The 24,157-nt window shown below is 62.5% G+C and carries 23 protein-coding genes; 16 read left to right on the top strand and 7 right to left on the bottom strand.

The window, feature by feature from the left end:
* Position 1: 1 nt before the first annotated feature.
* From GFJ39_RS03655 to GFJ39_RS14025, 3 genes are all read right to left on the bottom strand, one after another.
* Complete coding sequence (locus GFJ39_RS03655; RefSeq protein ID WP_153429907.1) at positions 2–958, bottom strand: glutaminase; 957 nt, start codon at positions 956–958, stop codon at positions 2–4.
* A gap of 147 nt (positions 959–1,105) precedes the next feature.
* Entirely contained in the window at positions 1,106–2,527 is a 1,422-nt protein-coding gene (cysG, locus tag GFJ39_RS03650) for a siroheme synthase CysG (protein WP_153429905.1), read from the bottom strand.
* Positions 2,528–2,666: 139 nt separating this feature from the next.
* A complete protein-coding gene (locus GFJ39_RS14025) occupies positions 2,667–2,882 on the bottom strand; it encodes a hypothetical protein (RefSeq protein WP_194285277.1) in 216 nt (71 codons plus the stop codon).
* Positions 2,883–3,090: 208 nt separating this feature from the next.
* Between GFJ39_RS14025 and GFJ39_RS14430 the strand changes: the two genes are divergently transcribed.
* From GFJ39_RS14430 to GFJ39_RS03635, 3 genes are all read left to right on the top strand, one after another.
* Complete coding sequence (locus GFJ39_RS14430; RefSeq protein ID WP_267902330.1) at positions 3,091–3,216, top strand: hypothetical protein; 126 nt, start codon at positions 3,091–3,093, stop codon at positions 3,214–3,216.
* Positions 3,217–3,264: 48 nt separating this feature from the next.
* Entirely contained in the window at positions 3,265–3,852 is a 588-nt protein-coding gene (locus tag GFJ39_RS03640) for an HD domain-containing protein (RefSeq protein WP_153429904.1), read from the top strand.
* Positions 3,853–4,006: 154 nt separating this feature from the next.
* Complete coding sequence (locus GFJ39_RS03635) at positions 4,007–6,661, top strand: TonB-dependent receptor (RefSeq protein ID WP_153429902.1); 2,655 nt, start codon at positions 4,007–4,009, stop codon at positions 6,659–6,661.
* Positions 6,662–6,667: 6 nt separating this feature from the next.
* Here GFJ39_RS03635 and alr read toward each other — a convergent pair whose 3' ends face one another.
* Entirely contained in the window at positions 6,668–7,771 is a 1,104-nt protein-coding gene (gene alr, locus GFJ39_RS03630; RefSeq protein WP_153429900.1) for an alanine racemase, read from the bottom strand.
* Between the two features lie 239 nt (positions 7,772–8,010).
* On the opposite strand from alr, the gene GFJ39_RS03625 reads away from it, so the two are divergent.
* The 5 genes from GFJ39_RS03625 (at position 8,011) to spt (ending at position 13,890) form a co-directional block, all read left to right on the top strand.
* Entirely contained in the window at positions 8,011–9,393 is a 1,383-nt protein-coding gene (locus GFJ39_RS03625; RefSeq protein ID WP_153429898.1) for a lipopolysaccharide biosynthesis protein, read from the top strand.
* Complete coding sequence (locus tag GFJ39_RS03620) at positions 9,390–10,520, top strand: sensor domain-containing protein (RefSeq protein WP_153429895.1); 1,131 nt, start codon at positions 9,390–9,392, stop codon at positions 10,518–10,520. Before GFJ39_RS03625 ends, GFJ39_RS03620 begins: the two co-directional genes overlap by 4 nt.
* On the top strand, positions 10,520–12,331 hold the full coding sequence (locus GFJ39_RS03615) for a fatty acyl-AMP ligase (RefSeq protein ID WP_194285276.1): 1,812 nt from the start codon (positions 10,520–10,522) through the stop codon (positions 12,329–12,331). Before GFJ39_RS03620 ends, GFJ39_RS03615 begins: the two co-directional genes overlap by 1 nt.
* Before the next feature lie 114 nt (positions 12,332–12,445).
* Positions 12,446–12,700 (top strand): acyl carrier protein, encoded by a 255-nt coding sequence (locus tag GFJ39_RS03610; RefSeq protein ID WP_011253570.1) that lies wholly within the window; start codon positions 12,446–12,448, stop codon positions 12,698–12,700.
* The gene (gene spt / locus GFJ39_RS03605; protein WP_325062817.1) at positions 12,697–13,890 is read left to right on the top strand and encodes a serine palmitoyltransferase; all 1,194 of its coding nucleotides are present in this window, start codon (positions 12,697–12,699) and stop codon (positions 13,888–13,890) included. Before GFJ39_RS03610 ends, spt begins: the two co-directional genes overlap by 4 nt.
* A 40-nt stretch (positions 13,891–13,930) precedes the next feature.
* On the opposite strand, the gene GFJ39_RS03600 is transcribed toward spt, so the two are convergent.
* Both GFJ39_RS03600 and GFJ39_RS03595 read right to left on the bottom strand, forming a co-directional pair.
* Positions 13,931–14,869, bottom strand: a complete 939-nt coding sequence (locus GFJ39_RS03600) for a hypothetical protein (RefSeq protein ID WP_153429889.1) — start codon at positions 14,867–14,869, stop codon at positions 13,931–13,933.
* Entirely contained in the window at positions 14,862–15,809 is a 948-nt protein-coding gene (locus tag GFJ39_RS03595; RefSeq protein ID WP_325062816.1) for a diacylglycerol/lipid kinase family protein, read from the bottom strand. The genes GFJ39_RS03600 and GFJ39_RS03595 overlap by 8 nt, the downstream gene beginning before the upstream one ends.
* Positions 15,810–15,948: 139 nt before the next feature.
* On the opposite strand from GFJ39_RS03595, the gene GFJ39_RS03590 reads away from it, so the two are divergent.
* From GFJ39_RS03590 to GFJ39_RS03565, 6 genes are read left to right on the top strand one after another with little or no spacing between them, the layout of a single operon-like run.
* Complete coding sequence (locus GFJ39_RS03590; protein WP_153429885.1) at positions 15,949–16,914, top strand: metallophosphoesterase family protein; 966 nt, start codon at positions 15,949–15,951, stop codon at positions 16,912–16,914.
* Positions 16,911–18,065, top strand: coding sequence for an LptF/LptG family permease (locus GFJ39_RS03585; protein WP_325062815.1), 1,155 nt, complete (start codon positions 16,911–16,913; stop codon positions 18,063–18,065). Before GFJ39_RS03590 ends, GFJ39_RS03585 begins: the two co-directional genes overlap by 4 nt.
* The gene (locus GFJ39_RS03580) at positions 18,062–19,171 is read left to right on the top strand and encodes an LptF/LptG family permease (RefSeq protein WP_194285275.1); all 1,110 of its coding nucleotides are present in this window, start codon (positions 18,062–18,064) and stop codon (positions 19,169–19,171) included. Before GFJ39_RS03585 ends, GFJ39_RS03580 begins: the two co-directional genes overlap by 4 nt.
* Positions 19,168–19,983, top strand: a complete 816-nt coding sequence (locus GFJ39_RS03575; RefSeq protein WP_153429881.1) for a sterol desaturase family protein — start codon at positions 19,168–19,170, stop codon at positions 19,981–19,983. The genes GFJ39_RS03580 and GFJ39_RS03575 overlap by 4 nt, the downstream gene beginning before the upstream one ends.
* Positions 19,980–20,735 (top strand): nucleotidyltransferase family protein, encoded by a 756-nt coding sequence (locus GFJ39_RS03570; RefSeq protein WP_153429879.1) that lies wholly within the window; start codon positions 19,980–19,982, stop codon positions 20,733–20,735. The genes GFJ39_RS03575 and GFJ39_RS03570 overlap by 4 nt, the downstream gene beginning before the upstream one ends.
* A complete protein-coding gene (locus tag GFJ39_RS03565) occupies positions 20,732–21,802 on the top strand; it encodes a glycosyltransferase (RefSeq protein WP_153429877.1) in 1,071 nt (356 codons plus the stop codon). The genes GFJ39_RS03570 and GFJ39_RS03565 overlap by 4 nt, the downstream gene beginning before the upstream one ends.
* Before the next feature lie 9 nt (positions 21,803–21,811).
* Here the strand turns inward: GFJ39_RS03565 and GFJ39_RS03560 are convergent, their stop codons facing one another.
* On the bottom strand, positions 21,812–22,702 hold the full coding sequence (locus GFJ39_RS03560; RefSeq protein WP_153429875.1) for a glucosamine inositolphosphorylceramide transferase family protein: 891 nt from the start codon (positions 22,700–22,702) through the stop codon (positions 21,812–21,814).
* A gap of 83 nt (positions 22,703–22,785) precedes the next feature.
* On the opposite strand from GFJ39_RS03560, the gene GFJ39_RS03555 reads away from it, so the two are divergent.
* Both GFJ39_RS03555 and GFJ39_RS03550 read left to right on the top strand, forming a co-directional pair.
* The gene (locus tag GFJ39_RS03555; RefSeq protein WP_153429873.1) at positions 22,786–23,325 is read left to right on the top strand and encodes an MmcB family DNA repair protein; all 540 of its coding nucleotides are present in this window, start codon (positions 22,786–22,788) and stop codon (positions 23,323–23,325) included.
* A gap of 9 nt (positions 23,326–23,334) precedes the next feature.
* The gene (locus GFJ39_RS03550; RefSeq protein WP_153429871.1) at positions 23,335–24,123 is read left to right on the top strand and encodes an inositol monophosphatase family protein; all 789 of its coding nucleotides are present in this window, start codon (positions 23,335–23,337) and stop codon (positions 24,121–24,123) included.
* Positions 24,124–24,157 lie beyond the last annotated feature (34 nt).

The raw sequence follows: 24,157 nt of genomic DNA, 5'->3' as shown, positions 1-24,157 counted from the left end.
GTCAGGTCGGATTGGCGACCCACGGGTTCGCGCGGAAAACCGACCAGCCCGTATGCTGCACAAGCCGTTCTAGCGCACGCGTTCCCAGCAGGGAGTTGCCCTGCGCGTTCAGTCCCGGCGACCACACGGCAATAGACGCCACACCCGGCGCAATAGCGAGGATGCCGCCCCCGACGCCGGATTTTCCCGGCAGACCGACACGGATGGCAAAGGCGCCGGAGCCGTCATAATGGCCGCACATCATCATCAGCGCGAGGATCGTCTGGGCATTGCGCTCCGACATGATGCTCTCGCCCGTGAGCGGGTTCCGGCCGCCCGTCATCAGACAGGTCCCGACCTGCGCCAGCTGATGACAGCTCATGGTGAGCGCGCATTGATGGAAATAGAAATCCAGCGTGTCCTCGACCACATTGCGGATATTCCCGAAGGTCCGCATGTAGTTCGCCAGCGCCATGTTGCGAAAACCGGTCTCACGTTCCTGCCGGGCGACATCGGTATCGATGTCGATCGAGGACGGATCGCTCACCAGCGGACGCAGGAACTCCAGCAGACGTGTCTGGGCATTCTCGCGGCCATAGCGCGAGACCAGAATGTCAGCGATGACAATGGCACCCGCATTGATGAACGGATTACGGGGTATGCCGTGTTCGTTTTCAAGCTGGACGATGGAATTGAACGCGCTGCCCGACGGCTCCTGACGCACCCGCCCCCACAGTTCGTCACCCATGGCATTGAGCGCCATACTCAGGCTGAAAACCTTGGACACGCTCTGGACCGAGAACGGGACTTCCGCATCCCCGACCGTATGCGTCTCCCCGTCCATGCCCACAACGGCCATGCCAAACCGGTTCAGATCCACCCGTGCGAGCGGGGGAATGTAATTGGCGACCGTACCCCGTTCGGAGGCCGTGCGCATTTCCTCTGCGATCGAGACGATAATGGACGCAACTGTGCTCATGGGGCTCCGGACTATGAAACGCGATGTGACTGAAAGAACAGAAGTTTCACAGGCAGGTGAGCCCGTGAGCAACCCGCAGGATCATACGGAGCGATATGCGTTCAAAGCATGGCTGAAAGACAGTTTCCTCTCGCCATGCAGATCGCGTCAGGGAGAAATGACCCGGTGAAGGACCACCTGCCCCACAATCACCAGAGCGGGCGATTTCACCCGTGCCTCCGCCGCCTGCTGCGCGATGGTGGTCAGCGTTCCGGTAAAGACCCGCTGTGTAGGCTGCGTACCCCGTTCCACGACCGCCACCGGCCAGTCAGCCGGCAGCCCTTTTCCCAGCAGTCCAGCGGCAAGCTGCGGCAGGGTCGAAATCCCCATATAGATCACAACAGTCTGGCGGCGATCGGCCATGTCATCCCAGGGCAGGTCCAGAACACCATCGGCCTTTGCATGCCCGGTTACGAACAGGCAGGCCTGCGCGCAGTCCCGATGCGTCAGGGGAATGCCGGAATAGGCGGCACATCCATTGGCTGCGGAAATGCCCGGAACCAGCCGGAACGCAACCCCGGCCTCGACCAGAGCTTCAATTTCCTCACCGCCGCGCCCGAAAATGAACGGATCACCGCCCTTAAGACGCAGGACGCGCTCGCCAGCCTGCGCGCGGTGAACCATTTCGCGGTTGATGTCGTCCTGTGGCAGGGCATGGCGGTCCCGCTGCTTGCCGACGAAGACGAGTTCGGCATCCCGCCGCACCATGTCCAACAGCGCCGGTGAGACCAGGTTGTCGTAGAGAACGGAATCCGCATTCTGCATCAGGTGCAGCGCCTTGAGGGTCAGCAGATCCGGATCACCGGGACCAGCCCCGACGAGCCAGACCTCTCCCGACTTGCGCTCCCCGTCCAGCAGCGCCTCCAGACGCGTATCCGCCCGGCTTTCATCACCAGAGCGCGCGGCTTCCGCGCCGGGATCATCCAGAAAATCCTCCCAGAGGCGTTTGCGGTCCTGAACATTGGGATAGCGCCCCGAGACGAACGCCCGACGCGACTGCATATAGGCCGCCAGACGGCCTGTGCCTTCGGGCAGCAGTGTCTCGATCTGTTCGCGCAGGCGGCGCGCCAGAACAGGGGCCGCGCCTCCGGTGGAGACGGCCACGCGCACCATGCCCCGGCGCACCTGAGCAGGCGTGATGAAGCTGGAAGGCCCGGGATCATCCACCGCGCAGGCAGGGATATTCAGTGCATCAGCGAGCGCCGCAACCTGACGGTTGGTATCCCGGCTGTCGGTCGCGGCATAGACCAGCCGGCAGCCCGGAAGCAGACGGCGCAACACCGCCTCATCCGCGCGTTCGCCCACATGACGGACCCTGCCGCTCTCAACCCAGCCGTGCATGACCGGGTGCAGTTTTTCGGCCAGGACGTCGATCCGCGCTCCGTGATCGAGCAGCAGCCCTCCCTTGTTGACGGCGATTTCTCCGCCGCCCACGAGCAGGACCCGCGCGCCCGAAAGCCGGATGGAAATGGGAAACCAGCCGCCGTCCTGAGAGAAATCCGGGCGGGAAGGGTGAGTCTGGGTGTTCATCGAGGCACGGATTTTCCGGATCGGGGGAGACGCTTGCGTGCCGCATTCAGCGACAGGCTGGCCGGAAGGTCAAATCCGGCAGTTCCGTGCCTTCAGGTTGCGGGACGTGCCTTTGCCCGACACGTCCCGGCGGGCGCTGTTACCAGCGGCCCTGTCCCCCCTGACCGCCGCCCATGCCGCCGCCATTCATGCCGCCCATACCCTGGCCGCCACCCATGCCACCCTGACCGTAACCGCGGTCGTCGCCACGATGATGGTGATGCCCGCCGCCGCGACGGTCATCATAAGGGCCGTCACAGGCGGTCAGAGACAGGGTCAGGCCGGCTCCGAGAGCCACAGCAAGAATCTTCTTCATAAGATGCTCCATCAGCAATATTTCGGTTCCGAGAATGCCGGATGAAATGCGGTATTCTCAAGGACAGGAACGTAACGGACAATGACAGTCCCGCGTTTTGCAGGGATATTCCGGCAGACCGATGCGTGGAAATGCTATAACCGTTCGCGAACAGAGGTCCTGTTGACTGGCGCTCCCGGACCGCACTTCTTTTCAGGAAAGAGGTTTCATGGCTCGGTTGATGGTAAAAATCTTCAAGTCCATTCAGGAGGGGCCCGGTTTTCTTGTGTTACTGGGGCTTCTGGTCGCTGCGGTCTTTGTGGGATATGAAGTCCTGCATGTGCTGGTCGGATGAGGCTTCCGCCACCGCCGCGATGCGCATCGCCACAGACAGGACCCCAGCATGACAAAAGGCGATCTTGAAAAGCGTCTCGACTTTCTCCGGGAAGCGTCACGCCTCAAGGACATCCTGAGACGGACCTACACCCATGGCGGCCAGACCGAAAGCACGGCGGAGCATACCTGGGCGCTCTGCCTTCTGGTCATGACCTTTGCCGACCAGCTTGAGGGCATAGACCTTCTGAAACTGTTGAAAATCTGCATCCTTCATGATCTGGGGGAAGCCATCCACGGCGATGTGCCCGCGATCTCCCTGCACGCCTCGGCCAACAAGTCCGCGCAGGAACGCGAGGATCTGCTGACGATCATGGCACCGCTTCCGAACGAGCTTCAGGCCGAGTTTCTCGCGCTGTGGGACGAGTATGAAAACGCGGCCTCTCCCGAAGCCCGGCTGGCCAAGGCCTTCGACAAGATCGAGACCATCAGCCAGCATAATGCCGGTCTCAATCCGGATGATTTCGACCATACGTTCAATCTGACCTATGGCCGCAAATATACCGATGCCACCGAACTGACCCGCCAGATCCGTGCCATTCTCGATGAGGAAACGCGGCGGAACATGATGCGAAACCGGAACATGATTCCGGGTTGAACGGTCCTTTGTGCTCGACACCGTAACATAAATCTGCCAGAAACGGCTCCAGATGGCCGTCCTCTGTTACGACGATATTTCAGATTCGTGACATTCTGCATCCGACGCAAACATTTCAGGCCCATACAAGACACAGGAGCCGGCAAGTGCGCGCATGCCAGATCATGACCTGAACCCCCCGGCAGCACCGGCACGGCCGGGGCTGTGTCCGGCTCTCGGTCTCGTCTGGAGCCTCGGCAGCCTCCTCTCCGCTCCGTCCGCCCTCGCGCAGACCGCTGCGAACACCCTCACCAGGCCATCCACCATCCGGAGCAGCGCGGCGACCGTGACCACATCCTCTACGTCCATCAATGGCGGCGAGAAGATCGAAGTCAAAGCCCATAAATCTGCCAACGCCGTGCTTGGCGACGCCCGGCCGATCATGCGGATCCAGGCCGATGAAATCCGCTCTTATGGTGTCGATACCGCAGCGGATCTGCTGACGGCCATTGCGCCGGAAACCCGTTCAGGACGCGGCGCGACCGGCAACACGCCGGTCGTCCTGCTGAATGGCAAGCGCATTTCGGGGATGCAGGACGTCAATGACCTTCCCTTCGAGGCCATCGCGCGGGTCGAGATCTTCACCGAGGAAGAAGCCCTGCGCTACGGCTATCCGGCTGACGAGCGCGTGGTGAACATCATTACCGTAAAGCATTTCCGGGCCCTGCGGATGCGGGCCTATGGCAGCACCTCCACGGATGGCGGAGGCGATGACGGTGTTCTGGGCGCCAGCTTCACGAAGCTCTCCGGGGAGCGGCGGATCAATCTGAGCGCACGCTATGAGGCACAGGCGCGTCTTCTGGACAGCGACCGTGGCGTCACGCCCCCTTCCGCCAGCAGTCTCTATTCCAATGCCGGCAACGTCACATCCACGGATGGCGGCAGTCTCGACCCGGCGCTTGATGCGCTCGTCGGGCAGAGCGTGACGTCCGCTGGCGTGCCGTCGCTCGCATCGAGGCAGATCCCGACCCTTCAGGATTTCACGACTTATGCCAATGCACCGCATGTCAGTTCAGACGCCTCGGATTACAGCCTTCAACCCGGAACGCATGAGCTGAAACTCAACGGGGTCTATGCGGACCAGATCTTCAGGAGCGTCTCCGCCTCCTTCAACGCCAGTTACACCCATAGCAATTCCGAAAGCCTTCAGGGACCGGCCCGCGGCATCCTGACCCTCCCGTCCGGCAGCCTTTACTCACCGTTCTCGCAGGACACGCTCCTGTACCGGGACTACACCAACGTCTCCGCGCTTCAGCAGAGATCCCATACGGAGTCCGTTCATGCCGGGCTGAATTTCAATGGCGACGCGGGGAACTGGAAGTGGAACAGCACCGGAAGTTTCGACCGCTCCATCACCGCGACCAACAGCCAGACCGGGCTTGATCTGAGCGCCGCCCAGACGGCCCTGACAGCCGGACTGACCGATTTCGATCCGTTCTCGGAAGTGGACCGGAGCTGGCTGAACAGCCGGCTGGTCAATCAGGGTCATACCACCGGCACGACCGGCAGGATCAGCGGTCTGGTCTCCGGCCCGCTGTTCTCCCTGCCCGCCGGCGATGTCTCGACCAGCATTGCCCCCACCGGAACCCTGACCGAACAGAACGCGACATCCATCAACCAGGGCAAGCTGCAACGGACCCATATCAGCCGGTATGTCGGCACCCTTCAGATCAACGGCGACATTCCCGTTGCCAGTGCGCGCAAGCATGTCCTGTCGTTCCTGGGAAAGCTGGATGCGAACGTCAACGGCGCCGTCAGTCAGGTGTCCCATTTCGGAACGCTCGGGACGATCGGCGGCGGCGTGACATGGGAGCCCGTCTCCTGGGTCCAGTTCCCCTTCTCCGTGACCGACCGGACAGAAGCGCCCAGCGCCACCAGTCTCGTCGCCCCGCAGATCGAGACCCCCAACGTCACGACCTATGACTATGTCACGGGACGCTCCGTACAGGTGACGACCATTTCGGGCGGCAACCGGAACCTGCGCGCGGCGGACCGGCACGAGATCAGTATCGGCACGATCCTTTCCCCGACCTTCCTCGACGGCGCCCGGCTGCATGTCAATTATGTCCGGGACCGCAACCACAACCCGGTCATGAGCCTGCCGACCGCGACGGCGGCCATCGAGGAAGCCTTTCCGGACCGTTACCAGCGCAATTCGGACGGGATCCTGAATGTCGTCGATATCCGCCCCGTCAATGCGCTCATGGAAAAGCGCAATGAATGGAACGCGACCTTCTCGTTTTCCAGACCTCTCGGGAAAAAGCCCGAAGGAAAAGGTGGCAAACATGGCGCTGGCGGCCGGTATTACATCGTTCTGACGCAGGTCTGGCGCCTCAAGGACACGGTACAGCTTCGCTCGGGCCTGCCGCCAATCGATCTGCTCAATGGCGGAACGCTTGGGGGCACCGGGGGGCAGCCACGTCATGAAGTCGAGCTTCAGGGAGGCGTCTTCAAGAACGGACTGGGCTTCCGCCTCGTCACCAAATGGCAGTCCGCGACCTCCACCCTCGCAAGCTCCCACGCCAACAGCCTGTTCTTCAGCGATCTGGCGACCGTGGATATGACGGCCTTCGCCGATCTGGGAGAAATCCCCCGCTGGCAGAACCGGAACTGGGCCAGGAATTTCCGGGTCATGGTCTCGGTCAGCAACCTGTTCAACAGCCGCATCCGCGCCCGCAACGGCTTGGGCATCACACCCGCCGGCTATGAACCGGCCTTTCTCGACCCGCTCGGACGGACCATCTCGTTTTCCATCCGCAAATCGGTCTGACCCGGCTCAGTCATCCGACACATAGTCACGGTGGAAACGGCTCCCCAGCGCCGTCAGGACCTCGTAGCCGATCGTCCCTGCCGAACGCGCCAGCGCATCCACATCCTGCGCCGGTCCCAGCACCGACAGCACGTCCCCCGCTTTCAGACCGGCAGGCGCATCGGTCAGATCAACGGAAATACTGTCCATCGAGACACGTCCGATGACCGGAAGCCGGGTCTGCCCATACCAGACAGCGCCCTGCCCGGCCTGGGCCCGGAAGAACCCGTCCGCATAACCAAGCCCCAGCGTGGCGATCCGGGTGGGCTTCGTGGCTGTCCAGCCCAGCCCGTATCCGACGCGGTCTCCAGCCTGCACCGTCCGGATCTGCACGATCCGCGCATCGAGCGAGACGACAGGCTTCAGGGCGCGGCTCCCTTCGAAAGGCGCGATCCCATAAAGGGCAGCACCCGGACGGATCAGCTCAAAATGGTAGTCCGGGCCAAGGAAAATCCCCGAAGAAGCCGCCAGGGAGCGCGGTACGCCCGGAAAGCAGGCGGCCATTTCAACAAAATGCTTCCGCTGCATCGCGTTGGCGGGATTGTCCGGCGTATCCGCACAGGCCAGATGGCTCATCACCAGTTGCAGGTTCAGCCCTTCGAAAACCGAACGCTCCTGAAGGTCCTGATTACTCAGGCCAAACCGGGACATCCCGGTGTCGAACTGGAGCGCTGCGGGAAAAGCACAGCCCCTTTCCCTGCAAAATCGCTGCCAGCTTTGAATCTGTTCGAGATCGTTGAGAACGGGAATCAGGCCATGGGCCTGCATGCTGCCTTCACAGCCCGGCATGAAGCCATGCAGCACGAAAATGCGGACTTCGGGAAGCGTGGCCCGCAAGGCGATCCCCTCGTCGAGATGCGCCACGAAGAATGTTCCCACCCCCCGTGCAGCCAGAACAGACGCCACGCGATCCGCGCCCAGCCCATAGGCATCGGCCTTGACGACGGCCGCACATTCCGCGCCGGCGCCAAGAGCGGCAACGAGATCATAATTTTCTGCGATGGCCCGAAGGCTGACACCCAGCCACGCTCCGGCCCGTGCCGATGCTGCGTCCTGAAAAACTGTTTGCATGAGGCTGCCCAAAAGACTGCAATGCTTTCTTATGGCACTCCAGTCCCATGAAGCAATGTCATGCCCTTCTTTTCACACCGGACTTTTCACATCGGGAATTCTGCGCAACAAGACGCCATGCGTTGCATGCGAATGCAATCTTCGGTCACAAAAAGTGAGTTCAGATTTCCGGGGAAACGCCTATTTCTGGTGCCCAACGGAGTTAACGGCAAGACTGTCACGAAAGTTTCCATAAATTGATGTCAGACGACTCATCGTCTTCTCAGGCTGCAAGACCCGGCGGTGTCCAGCGCGTCATGAGCAATCTGGGCGTCCTTCTGGGAGGACGCGCAGTCAACGCTCCGCTGAGCCTCATCCATATCTGGATGGCGACCCATCTGCTGGGGAGCTACAGCTTCGGACTCGTCGCGATGATGTACGCCTTCGCACGGACGATGGGCGACATCGTGGATTTCCAGTCCTGGCAGACCGTTCTGCATTATGGCCTGCGCCCCCTAACGCAGGGCGACCGTCGCGGTTTCCAGAAAATCGTCTCCTTCAGTCTGCTGCTGGACAGTGCCGGCGGTCTGCTGGGTTTTGGCGGGGGCGTTCTCATCAGCGTTCTGGCCATGAATCTTCTGGGCTGGCCGCCTGAGATCCACGTCATCGGCGTGGTCTACTGCGTCTCCATCCTTTTCATGGCATCCGCTACCGCAACGGGCCTGCTGAGGGTTTTCGACCGGTACGACCTGCTGGCCGTACAGGGCACCGTGGCCACCATCGTCCGCGTAATCGGTACGGCCTCGATGGCTCTGGGCTGGGCATCCGTGACGGCGCTTGCCAGTGTCTGGATCGCAGCGGAAGTGGCAGCCTGGGGCACGATCTTTTTCATGGCGGCGCGCGAGATGTATCGCCGGGACCTGATCCGCGGCCTCTTTCATGAAATGCGCGGCATCCTGCCCGAAATCCTGAGCGGACAGTTTTTCCGCACCTATCCCGGGATATGGCGTTTCGCGCTGAACACGAACCTCAATTCCACGCTCGCCCTCGCCTTCGGCCATATCGGCACCCTCGTGGTCGGCGCCTTCGTCGGCCCGACGAGCGCCGGCTATTACCGGATCGCAAGCCAGATCGCGGCCGGGATCGCCAAGCCCGCGACCCTGATCCAGACGACCGTCTATCCCGAAATGGCCCGGCTGTGGCGCGACAGGGCCATGAACCGGCTGTATCGCCTGACCGGCCAGATTGCCTTGATGGCTGGCGGAATCGGTACGGCCCTGCTCCTGCTGACACTGTTCGCCGGACGCCCGCTCCTTCAGCTTTATATCGGCCACGAGGGGGCGACAGAGGCCCTCCCCGTCACGCTGTGGCTGCTGGCCGCTGAGGTGGTCACCGTCTGGGGCCTGCCGCTGGAGCCGCTGCTGTTCACGACGAACCGCTCCGGCGCCGCAATCGGCGCCCGTATTCTGGAATGTACCTTCTTCCTCCCGGCCCTGGTGATGATGGTTCGTCATTACGGACTGAGTGGCGTCGGGCCGGCGACGTTATGTGGGGTCACCCTTCTTATCACGATCCAGCTTGTCTTCGTGATCCGCACGGCCCGCAGCCCTGAGAGACTGGAGTCCGGGGGACTTGCGGCATGAAGGTAGCTTTTCCCCTCATCGGCCAGCGTCACCAGACCCTGCACGCCCTGCCGATCGCACTGGAAGTTTCCGCGCGTCATCCTGACGTCGCGGTCCATGTCTCATGCCTGACCGTGAGCCATCTCGAACTGGCACGCTCACTGGCCACGCTCTATCCGGAAGCCCGGGTGCAGTTCGATCTGCTCCCGATCTCCCCCAGGCTCCGCCGCCGGATCGAACTGCACGGGCTTCGGGTGGTGGACCGCCTGATCGGGCTTTTCGCCTCCCGGCATTATTTCCGGACCTTCGATGCGATCATCGTGCCGGAAGCGACGTCCCTGCAACTCCGCCGCATGGGCGTGCGGCGTCCGAAGATGATCTGGACGGGCCATGGCGCCGGTGACCGGGCGATCGGTTTTGCCCGCCATCTCGGGAAGTTCGATTTCCTGCTGGTTCCCGGACGCAAGGTGGAACAGCGCATGCTCGAAAAGGGCATCATCCGCCCCGGCGCCTATCATCGAGGCACTTATGCCAAGTTTGATCTCGTACGGCGCATGGACGCGAAACGGCCAAAGCTCTTCAACAACGACCGGCCGACGATCCTGTATAATCCACATTTCCTGCCCCGCCTGTCTTCATGGCCGGAGATGGGCCATCAGGTCCTGCGTTTCTTTGCCACGCAGGATCGCTACAATCTTGTTTTCGCACCGCATTTCCGTCTCTTCGACAATCACCGCGAAGAGGGGGAAGCCCTGAGGCGCCAGTATGGAGATCTGCCACACATGCTGATCGACCCGGGGAGCCACCGGAGCATCGACATGACCTATACGATGGGGGCGGACCTCTATCTGGGGGATGTCAGCAGCCAGGTGGCCGAGTTCATGATCCGCCCGCGCCCTTGTCTCTTTCTCAACGCCCACCATGTCAAATGGCATGGAAATCCGAACTACCAGTTCTGGACGCTGGGGCCAGTGACGGAAAATGTATCGGATCTGGGCTCCAAGATAGAGAATGCTTTCGAAACGCATCCTCGTTTTCTTGAGGCGCAGCGCCAATATGTATTAGAGACATTCGAAACACTGGGCGATGAGCCCACTGCTCCCGCTGCCGCGGATGCAATTGTCGATTTTCTGAAAAGGGCTGCCTGATGTCAGGTAATCCAAACGGAGCTAGTCCAGGTTTGACCGAGGCCAACCAGAACCCAACCGCCAATCCCGTTCCGACGCCAAGCCGCTCCGGCCTGGAAAGACGCTACGGAGATTTCCCCAGCTTTGCGGCCGCCCTTGATTACGCGGCCCAGGGTAAGAGCGGATTCAACATCTATTCCGGCCGGGGGCAGCTTCTCGAGGCATTGCCATACCGTCTGCTGCGCGAGCAGGCCCGTTCCATGGCCTGCCGCCTGCTGGGTCTTGGTCTGGTCCCGGGCGATCGCGTTGCGATCGTGGCGGAAAGCGATGGGGACTTCGCCCGGATCTTCTTCGGCTGCCAGTATGCAGGCCTAGTCCCGGCGCCACTCCCCCTGCCGGTCGCCTTCGGCGGACGCGAGGGTTATGTGACGACGCTGCGCGGCATGATCCAGAGCGCTGCGGCCCGCGCCGTTGTGGTGCCAGACGTGATCGGAAGCTGGACGGCGGATATCGTCGATGGTCTCGATCTGGTCTTCGGCGGCTCGCCGGCCGATCTGTACCGTCACGCCGAAGCCCGCGTCGAGCTGCCAGAAATCTCCCCGACAGCCCTGTCCTATCTGCAGTTTTCCTCGGGCAGCACACGCTTTCCGATGGGTGTTTCAGTCACGCAGGCAGCCGGCATGGCCAATGCCCGCGCCATCGCCCGCGACGGTCTTCACGTCTATCCGGCCGAAGACCCGCGCGATGACCGCTGCGTCTCCTGGCTGCCGCTCTATCATGACATGGGGCTGGTCGGCTTCTTCCTGACGCCCCTGACCTGTCAGCTTTCCGTCGACCTTCTGCCCACCCGCGAATTCGCGCGTCGTCCGCATGTCTGGCTGGACCTGATTTCCCGCAACCGCGGCACGATCGCCTACAGCCCGTCCTTCGGCTACGAACTCTGCTCCCGCCGCAGCGGTCAGGCCGATCTCGACCTGTCGTGCTGGCGCATTGCCGGTATTGGCGGCGACATGATCCGCCATCATATCCTCGAAGGTTTTGCGGAGCGTTTCGCCTCGAACGGCTTTCGGGCCACCTCCTTCGTCGCGAGCTACGGCATGGCCGAGGCGACACTTGCCATCAGCTTCGCCCCGCTCAACACCGGCATCCAGACCGACACGATCGATCTGCGCCGCCTTGAGAAGGACGGCATTGCCGAGCCTTCCAACGATCCGTCCCATCCGCTGCGGACCTTCGTCCTGTGCGGCGAGGCCCTTCCCGATCATCAGATCGAAGTCCGCGACGCCGCAGGACATGATCTGGCGGACCGGCAGGTCGGCACCGTCTATGTCCGTGGACCGAGTCTCATGTGCGGCTATTTCCGCCGTCCCGACGAGACCGAGGCCGTCCTCGATGCGGATGGCTGGCTGAACACGGGTGATCTTGGCTATCACCTCAATGGCCAGATCGTCGTTACCGGCCGCGCCAAGGACCTGATCATCATCAACGGCCGCAACATCTGGCCGCAGGATCTGGAATGGTCCGCCGAAAGCGAGATCCCGAGCCTGCGTTCGCGTGACGTGGCCGTCTTCTCAGTGGATGGCGACGAAGGCGAGAAGATCGTCGCACTCGTCCAGTGCCGCGCGACCGAGGATGAGAGCCGCAACCAGCTCCGCGACGAGGTCACGAGTCTGTTCCGCCGCCAGCACGGCGTGGATGTCGACGTCATTCTTGTGCCGCCCCGCACGCTTCCCCAGACCTCGTCGGGCAAGCTGACCCGCGCGAAGGCCAAGACCATGCTGCTCTCCGGTCAGTTCGAGCAGCAGCCCGAAACCACGTCTTCGGTCGCCTGATCCCGGACCGGCTCCGACCGCCCTGCTGCCTGAAGAGGCAAAGGGGTGGCGAAGGGGGCCGGTTTGGAGCATAAGGCTTGCCCAAGATTGCACAGACACCGAGAGTTGAAGTCCATGACTGACAGCGTCGCCGGTATTTCCGGAATGATCATTGAGAAACTGCTTGCCAATCCGAAAGTTCCCCGGGACATCGATGGCAACAGCAAGATTGTCGAAGACCTGGCCTTTGACAGCCTGGCCGTCATGAACTTCGTCATGGAAATCGAAGACGAGCTCGACGTCTCCGTCCCACTCGACAAGCTGGCCGATATCCGCACCATCAACGACCTTGCCGGCTGCCTGCACACGCTGAAGGTCGCCCACGCGTGACGGATATTTTCGCCAAGCACCAGGGGCTGCGCGAAGCCTATGAAGGCCTCACGGCCGCCTCCCCGCGCAACCCGTTCGAGGTCGTGATCGAACGTCCGATCTCCGCAAGCGTCGGGATCATCGAAGGGCGCGAGACGCTGCTCTTCGGGACCAACAACTATCTTGGTCTCAGCCAGTCGAAGAAAGCCATCGAAGCAGCCGTGGAAACGGCCGAGACGATGGGCGTCGGCACGACGGGCTCCCGCATTGCGAACGGCACCTTCGGTCTGCACCGCAAGCTGGAGGCAAAGCTCGCCGAGTTCTTCCGCCGCAAGCACTGCATGGTGTTCTCGACCGGGTATCAGGCCAATCTGGGCACGATCTCGGCTCTGGTGAACAAGGACGACGTCTTGCTGCTCGATGCGGACAGCCATGCCAGCATCTATGACGGCGCCAAGCTGTCCGGCGCGCAGGTCATCCGCTTCCGCCACAACGATCCGGTCGATCTAGAAAAGCGTCTGGCACGCCTGAAGGACCACCAGGGCGCCAAGCTCATCATCGCCGAGGGCATCTACTCCATGACGGGCAATGTCGCCCCGCTGGACAAGTTCGTCGACATCAAGACGCGCCACGGTGCGTATCTGATGGCTGACGAAGCCCATTCGTTCGGTGTCCTGGGTGCGCATGGCCGCGGCGTTGCGGAAATGCAGGGCTGCGAGGACGGGATCGACTTCGTGGTCGGGACCTTCTCCAAGTCCCTCGGAACCGTAGGCGGCTACTGCGTCACGAACCATGACGGCGTGGACCTGATGCGTCTGTGCTCGCGTCCCTACATGTTCACGGCGTCCCTGCCCCCGGAAATCATCGCAGCCACCATGGCGGCGCTTGAAGACATGCAGGCCCGCCCGGAACTGCGGACAAAGCTTCAGGAAAACGCAGCCCGTCTGCATGCGGGGCTCCAGAAGGTCGGCCTGAAAACGGGCGAGCACGTCTCCCCGGTGGTCGCCGTAACGCTGGAGACGGTGGATCAGGCCGTTGGTTTCTGGACCGCGCTGCTGGAAAACGGGGTCTATGTGAACCTCTCGCTCCCACCGGCCACGCCTGACAACCGGCCGCTGCTGCGCTGCTCGGTCATGGCGGCCCATTCCCCCGAAGAAATTGACCGCGCCGTGGCCCTCTTCGGCGAAGTCGCCAGACATTTCGGGCTATAATCCATAAAAAAGGGGAATCCACCGGATTCCCCTTTTTAATTCAGGCTTTCGACCGCCCCAGAAGGCCCCGCGCGCGCCACAGAAGCCGGGGCAGCATCACAAGCGGATGCCGGCTTTCGAAGGGCGACAGCTGCATGTCAAAACCCGTATGGCGCTGGATCTTCCAGGCCAGATAGGACGCGCCGTTTTCAAACGTGAAGGCGGCCTTCAGCAGTCTGGCCACATTGCGTGGACGTCCGGATGTCTGGATCAGCGCCCAGCGACGGGCCGCTTTCCGGCGAAGTTCCTCGTGAATGACGGGTTCAAGCCTGTCGCCATGAGCCGAGAACTGAAGATGTCCCCGTGCCCATCCCAGAGTCAGCAGGGCAGCGTAGCGCGCCTCCTGCCCTTCAAGAATGCTGTTACCCCGTCCCTTCTTCTCAACCCGCAGTTCGGACGCATAGGTACGGGCGAAAAGGGTCCGCCAGAACTCCAGCGCCGTCATGGACACATCGCCCAGAAGAGCCGCCCAGCACGCCGCCGTCGTCACACAGCCCGCGATCAGGGACAGAATGGCATCCGCGCTTTGCGTATCCCGCACCCAGACCAGCCGTACCGGCTGGCAGAACCGCGCCCAGATCGTCGTGTCGAGCGCGCCGAGCCCCGTTCGGGCTTCGAACTGCGCCCGTGACAGCACCGCGATCTTTGCTCTCAGAACCCGACCATCATGACGGAACTCGGAATAACGGACATTGGGTGGCAGGACGAGATTGCCGGTCCGGGCCACCAGTCCGCCCGCAAAGCCCGCGGCGTTTTCGGTAATGATATAGAAATCGAGAATACCGTCCGGATCAGCTTTGCGCAGAAGCGAGCCATAGAACAGTACGCCCAGCGGCAGGACGGGACAGGCACGGGCCAGCGCATCGGCAAAGTCGACCACGCCCGGATCGACCGGCGTCGTCAGTTCGCCGATCAGGCGCTGTTCGAGCGCGTCAGGCATGCAGAAACCGGAAGCGGGACGCACGCTCCAGACGCAGCACGCCGCCCGGTGCCGCGCTGAAGACTTCGCCATCGAGCACGAAATCGCTTTCCGTCACCAGCGTCATGTCGTCCGTCCGTCCGCTGACATAATCCGGGTGACGACGCAGCCAGCGCGGCGCGCGTCCGCACAGAAGGGCCGCCGTCGCCCGGAGCAGACTGTCCGGCCAGGCGCTCACGTCCAGATAGCGCAGTCCTTCGACATTGGGCTCGGCATCCCAGAAAGGCCAGATCCCGCGGGACAGGCGCGAAAGCCCTGTCGTCAGGAACATGAAGCTCTGCCCGTCATAGACGTGCCCGCCAGTCTCGATCCGCAGCGGATCGCCCCGGAGCCATTCCTCGCGGCTTTTGCGGAACATGAGGCTGACGAATGTCGAGAGCAGCGTGATACCGACCGCAAGATCATGGGGCGCAAAACGCAGGACGGTTGGCGAATGGGCAATCCGGACGGCACGCGCATATCCCGCGCAGCCACCGAACAGGCCAAGCACGGGCATCCGGTCGGTTCCGGGCCAGGACAGGCGGATCGGCGTCCGTACGCTGGAGCGCAGTGCGCCCTGACGCAGACGCTGGATCGCGTCCATCCCGCGCAGGCCGAACCCGACATCCCCTGCAATGAGGTTCGTGTTGCCGGACGCCAGGACCACGACGTCTGGCAGTCTGTCCGCGGGATAAGCACGTGCGATGGCGGTCAGGGCCGTGCTGACCGTCCCGTCGCCGCCATCAATGAGAATGGTGTCGATCCCACGCTCATAAAGCTGACGGACATGTTCGGTTGTCCCCTCCCGAGTATCGGAAGGCACGAAATCCTTCCCCAGAAGGGCCTGAGCCTCGACAGCAAAACTGGAACCGTTCCGGCGGTTTTTCCGGCTACGGGCATTATGGATCAAGGCAATGCGCACTAGGTGAGGCAATCTTCGTATGGCGTTCGGCTATGCGGGCGGGTCTAGCACGGCTATGATGGAACTGCCAGAACATGGCATCCCGGCGCGCCCGGATGCCGGCTTCCGACGTGGATACTGACAAGGCCCTTTCCTGATCATGACCCCTGACCTGCCCGCAGATCCCATCTCGTCGCGGCAAACGTCCCCTGTCATCACGCCTGCGCCCGCTGTCATTCCCACGGTCACACCCACGGTCACTCTAGCCCATATTTCGGACCCGCACCTGCCCCCGCCCCCGGTCCATTGGCGTGAGGCACTCAACAAGCGCGCCCTGAGCCTTCTGTCCTGGAAGAAACACCGCCGGTACGTTCATCTCGAACAGACCTGCGCGACCCTGATAAAGGATATCGGACGCTCGCACGTGGATACCATCCTCGTCAGCGGAGACCTGACCAATTTCGGAACGCCCGACGAGTTTGCCGCGGCCGCACGCTGGCTCGATGCCCTGCCCGCTCCGGCACTCGTGATCCCCGGCAATCATGACTGCATGGTCCGCCAGCCCGCCTCGGTTGGACTGCACCAGTGGGAGCGCTGGTCCGCCCGGCAGTATCCGTATGTCCGCATCCAGAACGGGGTTGCGATCGTTGGCGTCAATTCCGGCATTCCGACCGCGCCGTTCATGGCCTGCGGGCGCGTCGGGCACCGACAGCGTGAGCGGCTTGAGGCGCTGCTGGAAGAGCTTGGCCGGGAGGGGCTGTGCCGGGTCGTGATGATCCATCACCCTCCCCGGCGCGGACTCGTGCCCTGGCGGAAGTCCCTGCTCGATCACCGCGAGGTGAGCGCCGTTTTCAGGCGGGCCGGAGCGGAAATCGTGCTGCACGGACACTCCCATGACGCAACGCTGACCCATATCGCCGGCACGGACATTCCGCTGCTCGGTGTGGCCTCCGCCTCGCTGACGGATGAACGCCCGCACCGTCAGGCCTGCTGGAATCGCCTGAGCATCCACCCATATAGGGAGGGCTGGACCATCACTCTGGCACGTCACAGGCTCGATGGCTCCGTCAGTGAACGGGCGTCATGGAACCGCCCGGGGAACCATGCGGGAAGGACAGAGGCGTGAAACAGCGGGCCCATATTCTGGACCGGTATCTGCTGACACAGATGGCGCCGCCCTTTGCGATCGCGCTTCTGGCGATGCTGGTCGCGCTGCTGCTGGAACGCCTGCTGTCACTCTTCGACTATCTGGCTTCGGCGGGAAGTTCGCTCGGGACGTGTATCGCGCTCCTGACGGATCTTCTGCCCCATTATTTCGGTATCGCCCTGCCCGCGGCGCTGTGTATCGCGGTGTTCCTCACCATCCGGGGCATGAGCGACAACAACGAGATCGACGCGCTTCAGGCCGGCCGGGTCTCGCTGATGCGAATCAGTCGCCCTTTCATGATCGTGGGGCTGCTTCTCGGGGCGGCGAGCGTGTTCCTGTACGGCTATATCCAGCCCGTGGCCCGCTATGACTATCGCGCGGGCTTCTATTTCGCTGAACATACCGGCTGGGCCCCCCATCTTCAGGCGGGAATGTTCGCCTCCACGTCCAGCAAGGCCGTCATGACGGCCGACAGTGTCAGCCATGCCGGCACCCGCCTCAGACGGGTCTTCATCCGGGAAGTGAATGCCAATGGCGTGGCTCACATCATCACGGCCCGGACCGGCGCGCTGACCATTTCGGAAAAGACCCGCAGTACGCGCCTCGACCTGTGGAACGGGGAAATCGTGGATGATCCGTTCCAGGCCACCAAACCCCACAAGCCAACCGTGACGCATTTCGAACACGTCGTCCGCATCATTGACCGGCCGAACAAGGAAACCTCCTTCCGCTCCCGCGGGGCCGACGAACGCGAACTGACCCTGTTCGAACTGGCGCATGACCTGCGTTACGGGCTGCCGGGCATCGAATACCGCACACTGCGGGCGGAAATGGATTTCCGCATGGCCCGCGCCATCGCCATTCCGTTCATTCCGCCGCTTGCTGTCGCGCTGGCCATCAGCGCCCGACGCAGAAAATCCGTTTGGGGGCTGATTGCGGTGGCCGTGATCCTGATCGGCTTCGACCAGACGCTCATGTTCGGCCACAGCCTCGCCTCGACCGGACGCCTTCCCATCTGGCTGGCGATCTGGGTGCCCGAACTCCTGTTCTGCGTGGGCTGTCTGGCGGCCCTGCTGCGCCGTTCCCGTGGATCGTGGCGGCGACGCAAGCTCACAAGGACGCCAGCATGAGCGACTCCACACCTGCCATGCCGCGCCACGTCCTCATCAAGGCGCTCAACCGTGCCCTTCTGGGACGGTTTTTGCTGTGCGGGGCCGTTCTCGTCTCGCTGCTGGAAATTCTGGCGCTTCTTGAAAAGACGACGCCGATCCTGAACCGGCATCTCGGCGTTCGTGGTATCCTGACCTTTGCTTTCCTGCACCTGCCCGCCCTGAGCATCGACATCCTGCCGCTCGCCTTCATGGTGGGCGCGCTGTTCCTGCTCACGCAGATGACGCTGTCGAGTGAAATCTCGGCCCTGCGGGCGGCCGGGCTTTCCACGCCCGCGCTGTACCGTCTTCTCCTGCCCGCGGTGCTGATCGCGGGGATCGGGGGAACCTGCGCCCAGTACTGGCTGGTCCCGGCCTGCGAAAACGCCCTCACGACATGGTGGAACCGCACGGATCCGCTTGCCGGGCAGGATGGGCAGCCCGAGGACAATATCCTCTGGTTTCGCGCGGGGCCCACGCTGGTCCGGATCGGGCAGATCGCCCAGGGCGGTACATTCCTGCGTGACGTGACGATCTATCACCGGGACAGCACGGGCCTGCTGACCCGAACCGAACACGCCAACACCCTGACCTTTCAGAATGGCCTATGGCACCCTGACGGAACACAGGATCTCTCCCTGACCGATGACAAGTCGTTCGTGACTGTTACAAAGGGAGGCAATATTTTCACCATTCCGGCCACCCCTTCAGTCATCATGACGCTTTCGCAGACCGGTGCCGCCGTCACTCCCGGCCAGATCAGCGCCATTCTCCACAAGGGCGCGCCCGCAAGTCTGCCGCGGGCCACATATCGTATGGCTCTCTTCAGCGGGATGATTTTACCTGTTGAAATTGCAGTAATGCTTCTATTGACGCTCCCGGTGATCTATATCCCTCCCCGTGCGGGACTTCGAAATCCGCTGCCGGTGTATGTTCTGGCCGCTGGAATGGGTTTCGTCATCCTGCAGGGAATGATTTCCGCACTTGGAAACGCGGGGACGCTGCCAGCCCCGCTGGCCGTCAGCGTCGGACCGCTCCTGGGCACCCTTCTCGGGCTGACCTGGCTTTTGCGGATGGAGGAACGATGAGCAACTTCAAGGCGCCCTGGCGCAACATGTCCGCCATCAGGACGGGTCGCAGCTTCGATCTGGGAAAGATGAACCTCCCGCAACTGTGGTTCGCCTATCTGACCTATCCGACGATCCTGCTCTATTTCGCGCTGATCGCAGTGTCCGCCTGGGCCGCCCTGCATTTCTCGACCGCGCTCTGGGCCACGCTCATTCCCGTTCCCGTCGTGATCGTGGTCTATCCGCTGGCCTGGTATGCGATCCACCGCTTCATCCTTCACGGGCGCTGGCTGTACCGCAACCACTGGACCGCTTCGCTGTGGAAGCGCATCCATTTCGACCACCATCAGGACCCGCATCTGCTGGACGTGCTGTTCGGCTCCCCGCTGAACACGGTGCCGACCATGGCGATCATCACAATGCCGATCGGCGGGCTGATCGCGGGATGGAGCGGTGCGTTCTGTGCACTTTCGACAGCACTGGTCATGACCTGCATCTACGAATTCTTCCACTGCATCCAGCATCTGGCCTACAAGCCGCGCTGGAAATGGGTGGCGGACATCAAGCAGCTTCACGTCCTGCACCATTTCCATGACGAAGACGGCAATTACGGCATCACGAACTACGTGCCGGACCGGCTGTTCAGCAGCTTTTACCGCGAAGCCCGCGACCGCCCCCGCAGCAAGCATGTCTTCAACCTCGGTTACGACATCGAGGAAGCCCATCGCTATCCGTGGGTCATGGACCTGACGGGCTCGCCGCCGCGCGACCGTCCCGACGGCTCGCGACCAGCGGCATCCCGTACCGCCCCCGACCGTGACCGCGCGGCATGAGCCTTCCGGTTCTGGTTCTCGCCGGGTCCCGGGACGGCGAGAACGATGTGCTTGCGAAACTCGGGCAGGTTTCCCACAAGGCGCTTCTTCCTGTCGCGGGCCAGCCCATGCTGGCCCGCGTACTCGATACGATTGCCCGCACGCCCGGCCTTGGTCCCGTCACGATCAGCATCGAAAACCCGGACTGCATCAGGAATCTCGCGGGTGACGCCATGATCCTGCGTTCCGCCCCCTCTCCCAGCGAGAGCATGGCCGAAGCCGTTGCCCGGATCGGCACACCCTGTCTGGTGACGACAGCCGATCACGCCCTCCTGCGTCCGGAATGGATTCAGGAGTTCCTCGCGAAGGCGCAGGGCTGCGATCTTGCGGCCGGCGTGGCGTTGCGTGCGACGGTTGAGCGCGACGTGCCCGGCACGAAACGGACCTATATCCACCTGTCTGACATGAGCTTTTCCGGCTGCAACCTGTTCCTGATCGGCACGCCGAAAGGACGGAATGTCATCGAACTGTGGAAGCGCCTTCAGCAGAACCGCAAACGCCCGCTCCGGATGGCCCTGACGCTTGGGATCGGCACACTGCTGCGGGCCGTGACCCGTACACTCGACTCTACGGCCCTGTATCGCCGCATCCGGACGCTGACCGGCGCAGATGTGCGTCTGGTGACGCTCTCGGACGGGCGCGCGGCCGTGGACGTGGACAAGCCCTCCGACCTGACGCTGGCTGAAAAAATCCTGATCCAGACAACCCCATGAAAATCGCCTACATCATCAATTCGCTCGAATGTGGCGGCGCACAGCTTCCCATTCCGGATATCGTGTCCGTGCTGAAAGCACGCGGCGGGGATGTGACCGTCTTCGCGCTGGCCCGCAAGGACGGCCTCGCCATTCCGTTGCTCGAAGCCGCAGGCATTCCCGTCCGCGTCCGTGACGGCACGACGCGGGACCATATCGCGGCCTATCGCTGGCTGCGGGACGAGATGGAGGCATTCCAGCCGGACCTGATCTGGACGTCACTGAGCCGCGCCACACTTCTGGGGCAACTGGTCGCCCTGCGTCACAAGACCCCGACGGTTCACTGGCAGCATTGCGGACGGCTGAAGAAGGTCAATGCGTTCCTGCTGCGCCTGTGCCGCCCCTACACCACGCTCTGGGTCGCCGACTCCCAGTCCGTCATCACCTTTGCCGCGAAAGAACTCGGCCTCACCGACAATTTCGTCGCCTGGCCCATTTTCCGGGCCGATCCGGACGCCCCTGTGGCCACGCCCTGGAAAGAGGGGGAGGTCGTGCGCGTCGGCTCACTGGGACGGCTGAACCCGGTCAAGGCGTATGACATTCTGTGCGAGGCCGTGGCTCTTCTGAAAGACCATCCGGACCTGCCGCCGTTCCGTCTTCAGATCGCAGGCGACGGCCCTTTGCATGCCACGCTTCAGGCCCGCATCACGGCCGGAAATCTGCCGATCGATCTTCCGGGCTACACATCAAAGCCCATGGATTTCCTGAAAACCCTGCATCTTTATGTCCAGTCATCGCACTGGGAAGGAATGTGTGTCGCGGCGCATGAAGCCATGACCTGCGGACTGCCGGTTGTCGCAACCCCCGCCGGGGAGCTGCCATCGAGCATTCTCGATGGCGAAACGGGACGCATCGTGCCATTCGACAATGCCCCTGCCCTCGCGGCCGCTCTGGCGGACATGATCGGCAGATCCGCCGATCTGGCAGCAATGGGCGAACGCTCCCGCAAGCGGGTTCTGGAACGCTTCGGCCCGGAAGCCTTCATCCGCAACGGCAATGCCGTACTGGATCGGATTCCGGGCTTCTGAAGAGATCCTTCAGGCTCGGAAAAGCCGCCGCTTCACATTCAGCAGATCCCGCTTCAGGCCAAATCCGACTTTCTTGACGTCGATCAGCGTCACCTGCCCGGCTGCGGAGAGCGTGTGCATTCCGTCCGGAAAGCGCCGACGCAGGGATGCCGGAATGGAAATCTTCAGGCCGGGCGTGACTTTCGGCAACCCACGTTCCAGCCCTTCAATTTCCAGCAGCCGAATGCCGCGTCCATAGGTGCCCTGACAATCCTGCGTCGGCAGAATGATCTTTCCCTCCACCAAGACCGGCGTACCCGCGGGACGCGCTCCCGCACGGTCGTTCAGGAAGAGCCCAAGGTTCTTCCATGAACCCGTCAGCGTATCGGCTACGGAAATGTTCAGCAGACTCTGCCGTTCAGCTTTGCTGCCCGCAGGCGTCCAGAACATCCACCAGCGGCTGGCATAATGAAAGGGTGTGGCGTCGATCGCGGCTTCACGAAAATCAAAAGCCTCGACCCGCTCCCACTCACGCGGGAAGGACACCGCACGGTAAAGCGAAAGACGCCCCGAAGCACTTGCTTCGGGCAACATATAGACCTCGCCCTCATGCTCGAACACGAACGGATAGGACAGGTGCCAGGGCTCCTGCAGAACGGTTTCGCGCGACAGAAGGCGGCCCGTACCATCATAGACCAGAACCTCGATCGTGCCTTTCGGATGCCGATAATCGAATGCTTCAGCAAAGACATGCAGCTTTCCGTCCCGCCACAGCCCGAAAGGGTCCGCCAGAAAACGATGGTCGCCGATATCAGGTAGCGTCGTGATGGGAAAACCGTTCAGGCTGGCCGCTTCGACAAGCTCTGCCAGAGGTGCATGAACGATGGCGCATCGCCAGTGATCCGTCCGCAGAAATGGCATGAGGCACTCCTCCCCGCAAAATATAGCTTCAAAAAATATCTGCCGGGGCAGACGTAGAGCGCAGATCGGGGCAGGATGGAACCATGAGTGAGGCTTTTTCCGCAATTCCCACAGACATCTCCTCCGGTCTGCCCGAAACGCAACTGGCCATCCGGCGCGCCGTTCTCGGCCTGTGCCGGACGATGAACTGGGCGGCCATCAATGAGTTTGCCCTTCCCTCCGCCGGCCGTCGCGCGGACGTGATGGCGCTTCTGCCCGACCATTCCCTGACCTGCATCGAGATCAAGTCCGGCCTGCGCGACTTTCAGACCGATCAGAAATGGCCCGAATACCGCGACTGGTCCGACCGTCTTTTTTTCGCCGTGGATGACGGTTTTCCCGTAGACCTCATCCCTCCGGACGTGGGTCTGATCGTCGTCAGCGTCAGTTCCGTCCCCCCTGCCCTGCGCGATGGCGTTCTGGCAGAATGCACGATCATCCGGGAACCGGCGCTCCACAGACTCGCTCCTGCCCGGAGGCGGACGCTGCTGCATCTGTTCGCGACAACGGCCGCCAGCCGACTCATGGGCCTCGAAGACCCCGCCATCACCTCATCCCTCCGCGCCGCACGACGCGCTGAATAGAACTGTTCCATGACCTTCGATCCGATTGCCGTCCGCCTCGAAGCCGCCCGCAGCGTCGTTCGCGACGCGGCACAACTGGCCCTCTCGCTACGCCCCGCACCTGGCGGTCCGAGCGGCACCCTCAAGGGACGTCAGGACTACCTGACCGAAGCAGATGGCGCCGTCGAAGCCCTCGTCAGTCGCCGCATTCAGGAACTCTTTCCCGAAGACGGCTTTCAGGGCGAGGAAAACGGCACGACACGCCAGGGCCGCTTCCGCTGGGTTGTGGACCCGATTGACGGCACATCGAACTATGCCCGTGGCCGGGACCGCTGGTGTGTCTCGCTCGGCCTTCTGGAAGGCGACGACCCCGTCGCGGGCGTGATCGAAGCCCCGGCTCTGGGGGAAGTCTTCACGGCCAGCAAAGGCAGGGGCGCGTTCCTGAACGGCAAGCCCATCAAGGCGTCTCCCATCACCAATACGCAGGAAGCCATGATCGAAATGGGCTGGTCCTCCCGCGTTCCTGCCGAAACTTTCAACGAAAAGATCGCCGCCATCATGGCGCTGGGCGCAATGCCCCGCTCGGGCGGGTCCGGCGCGCTGGCTCTGGCGGATGTGGCCTGTGGACGTTCCGACGGCTATCTGGAAATCGTCATCCAGCTTTGGGATGTGGCCGCCGCTCTGGCCCTTCTCGCGGAGTCCGGTGCGGCTGTCTCGCCCTTTCTCCAGACCGGTGGCCTGACCGGGGGAGCGACCATTCTCGCAGCCGCTCCGGGCGTCGCCAAAGCCCTTTCAGCCGCGGTCGACGTGGAAATCTGACATCTCTTTTCCCGCACTCGTGATTTGGCCGTAT

The organism is Gluconobacter aidae (genome assembly GCF_009547075.1).
GTDB lineage: Bacteria > Pseudomonadota > Alphaproteobacteria > Acetobacterales > Acetobacteraceae > Gluconobacter > Gluconobacter aidae.
Note: the sequence above shows the minus strand (reverse complement) of the source record. Positions and strands in the feature narration are given on the sequence as shown.

Excerpts from the sequence above, each read along its gene's own strand:
- GFJ39_RS03655 (WP_153429907.1), bottom strand. The coding sequence starts at position 958 with ATGAGCACAGTTGCGTCCATTATCGTCTCGATCGCAGAGGAAATGCGC.
- cysG (WP_153429905.1), bottom strand. The coding sequence starts at position 2,527 with ATGAACACCCAGACTCACCCTTCCCGCCCGGATTTCTCTCAGGACGGC.
- GFJ39_RS14025 (WP_194285277.1), bottom strand. The coding sequence starts at position 2,882 with ATGAAGAAGATTCTTGCTGTGGCTCTCGGAGCCGGCCTGACCCTGTCT.
- GFJ39_RS14430 (WP_267902330.1), top strand. The coding sequence starts at position 3,091 with ATGGCTCGGTTGATGGTAAAAATCTTCAAGTCCATTCAGGAGGGGCCC.
- GFJ39_RS03640 (WP_153429904.1), top strand. The coding sequence starts at position 3,265 with ATGACAAAAGGCGATCTTGAAAAGCGTCTCGACTTTCTCCGGGAAGCG.
- GFJ39_RS03635 (WP_153429902.1), top strand. The coding sequence starts at position 4,007 with ATGCCAGATCATGACCTGAACCCCCCGGCAGCACCGGCACGGCCGGGG.
- alr (WP_153429900.1), bottom strand. The coding sequence starts at position 7,771 with ATGCAAACAGTTTTTCAGGACGCAGCATCGGCACGGGCCGGAGCGTGG.
- GFJ39_RS03625 (WP_153429898.1), top strand. The coding sequence starts at position 8,011 with ATGTCAGACGACTCATCGTCTTCTCAGGCTGCAAGACCCGGCGGTGTC.
- GFJ39_RS03620 (WP_153429895.1), top strand. The coding sequence starts at position 9,390 with ATGAAGGTAGCTTTTCCCCTCATCGGCCAGCGTCACCAGACCCTGCAC.
- GFJ39_RS03615 (WP_194285276.1), top strand. The coding sequence starts at position 10,520 with ATGTCAGGTAATCCAAACGGAGCTAGTCCAGGTTTGACCGAGGCCAAC.
- GFJ39_RS03610 (WP_011253570.1), top strand. The coding sequence starts at position 12,446 with ATGACTGACAGCGTCGCCGGTATTTCCGGAATGATCATTGAGAAACTG.
- GFJ39_RS03600 (WP_153429889.1), bottom strand. The coding sequence starts at position 14,869 with ATGCCTGACGCGCTCGAACAGCGCCTGATCGGCGAACTGACGACGCCG.
- GFJ39_RS03590 (WP_153429885.1), top strand. The coding sequence starts at position 15,949 with ATGACCCCTGACCTGCCCGCAGATCCCATCTCGTCGCGGCAAACGTCC.
- GFJ39_RS03580 (WP_194285275.1), top strand. The coding sequence starts at position 18,062 with ATGAGCGACTCCACACCTGCCATGCCGCGCCACGTCCTCATCAAGGCG.
- GFJ39_RS03575 (WP_153429881.1), top strand. The coding sequence starts at position 19,168 with ATGAGCAACTTCAAGGCGCCCTGGCGCAACATGTCCGCCATCAGGACG.
- GFJ39_RS03570 (WP_153429879.1), top strand. The coding sequence starts at position 19,980 with ATGAGCCTTCCGGTTCTGGTTCTCGCCGGGTCCCGGGACGGCGAGAAC.
- GFJ39_RS03565 (WP_153429877.1), top strand. The coding sequence starts at position 20,732 with ATGAAAATCGCCTACATCATCAATTCGCTCGAATGTGGCGGCGCACAG.
- GFJ39_RS03560 (WP_153429875.1), bottom strand. The coding sequence starts at position 22,702 with ATGCCATTTCTGCGGACGGATCACTGGCGATGCGCCATCGTTCATGCA.
- GFJ39_RS03555 (WP_153429873.1), top strand. The coding sequence starts at position 22,786 with ATGAGTGAGGCTTTTTCCGCAATTCCCACAGACATCTCCTCCGGTCTG.
- GFJ39_RS03550 (WP_153429871.1), top strand. The coding sequence starts at position 23,335 with ATGACCTTCGATCCGATTGCCGTCCGCCTCGAAGCCGCCCGCAGCGTC.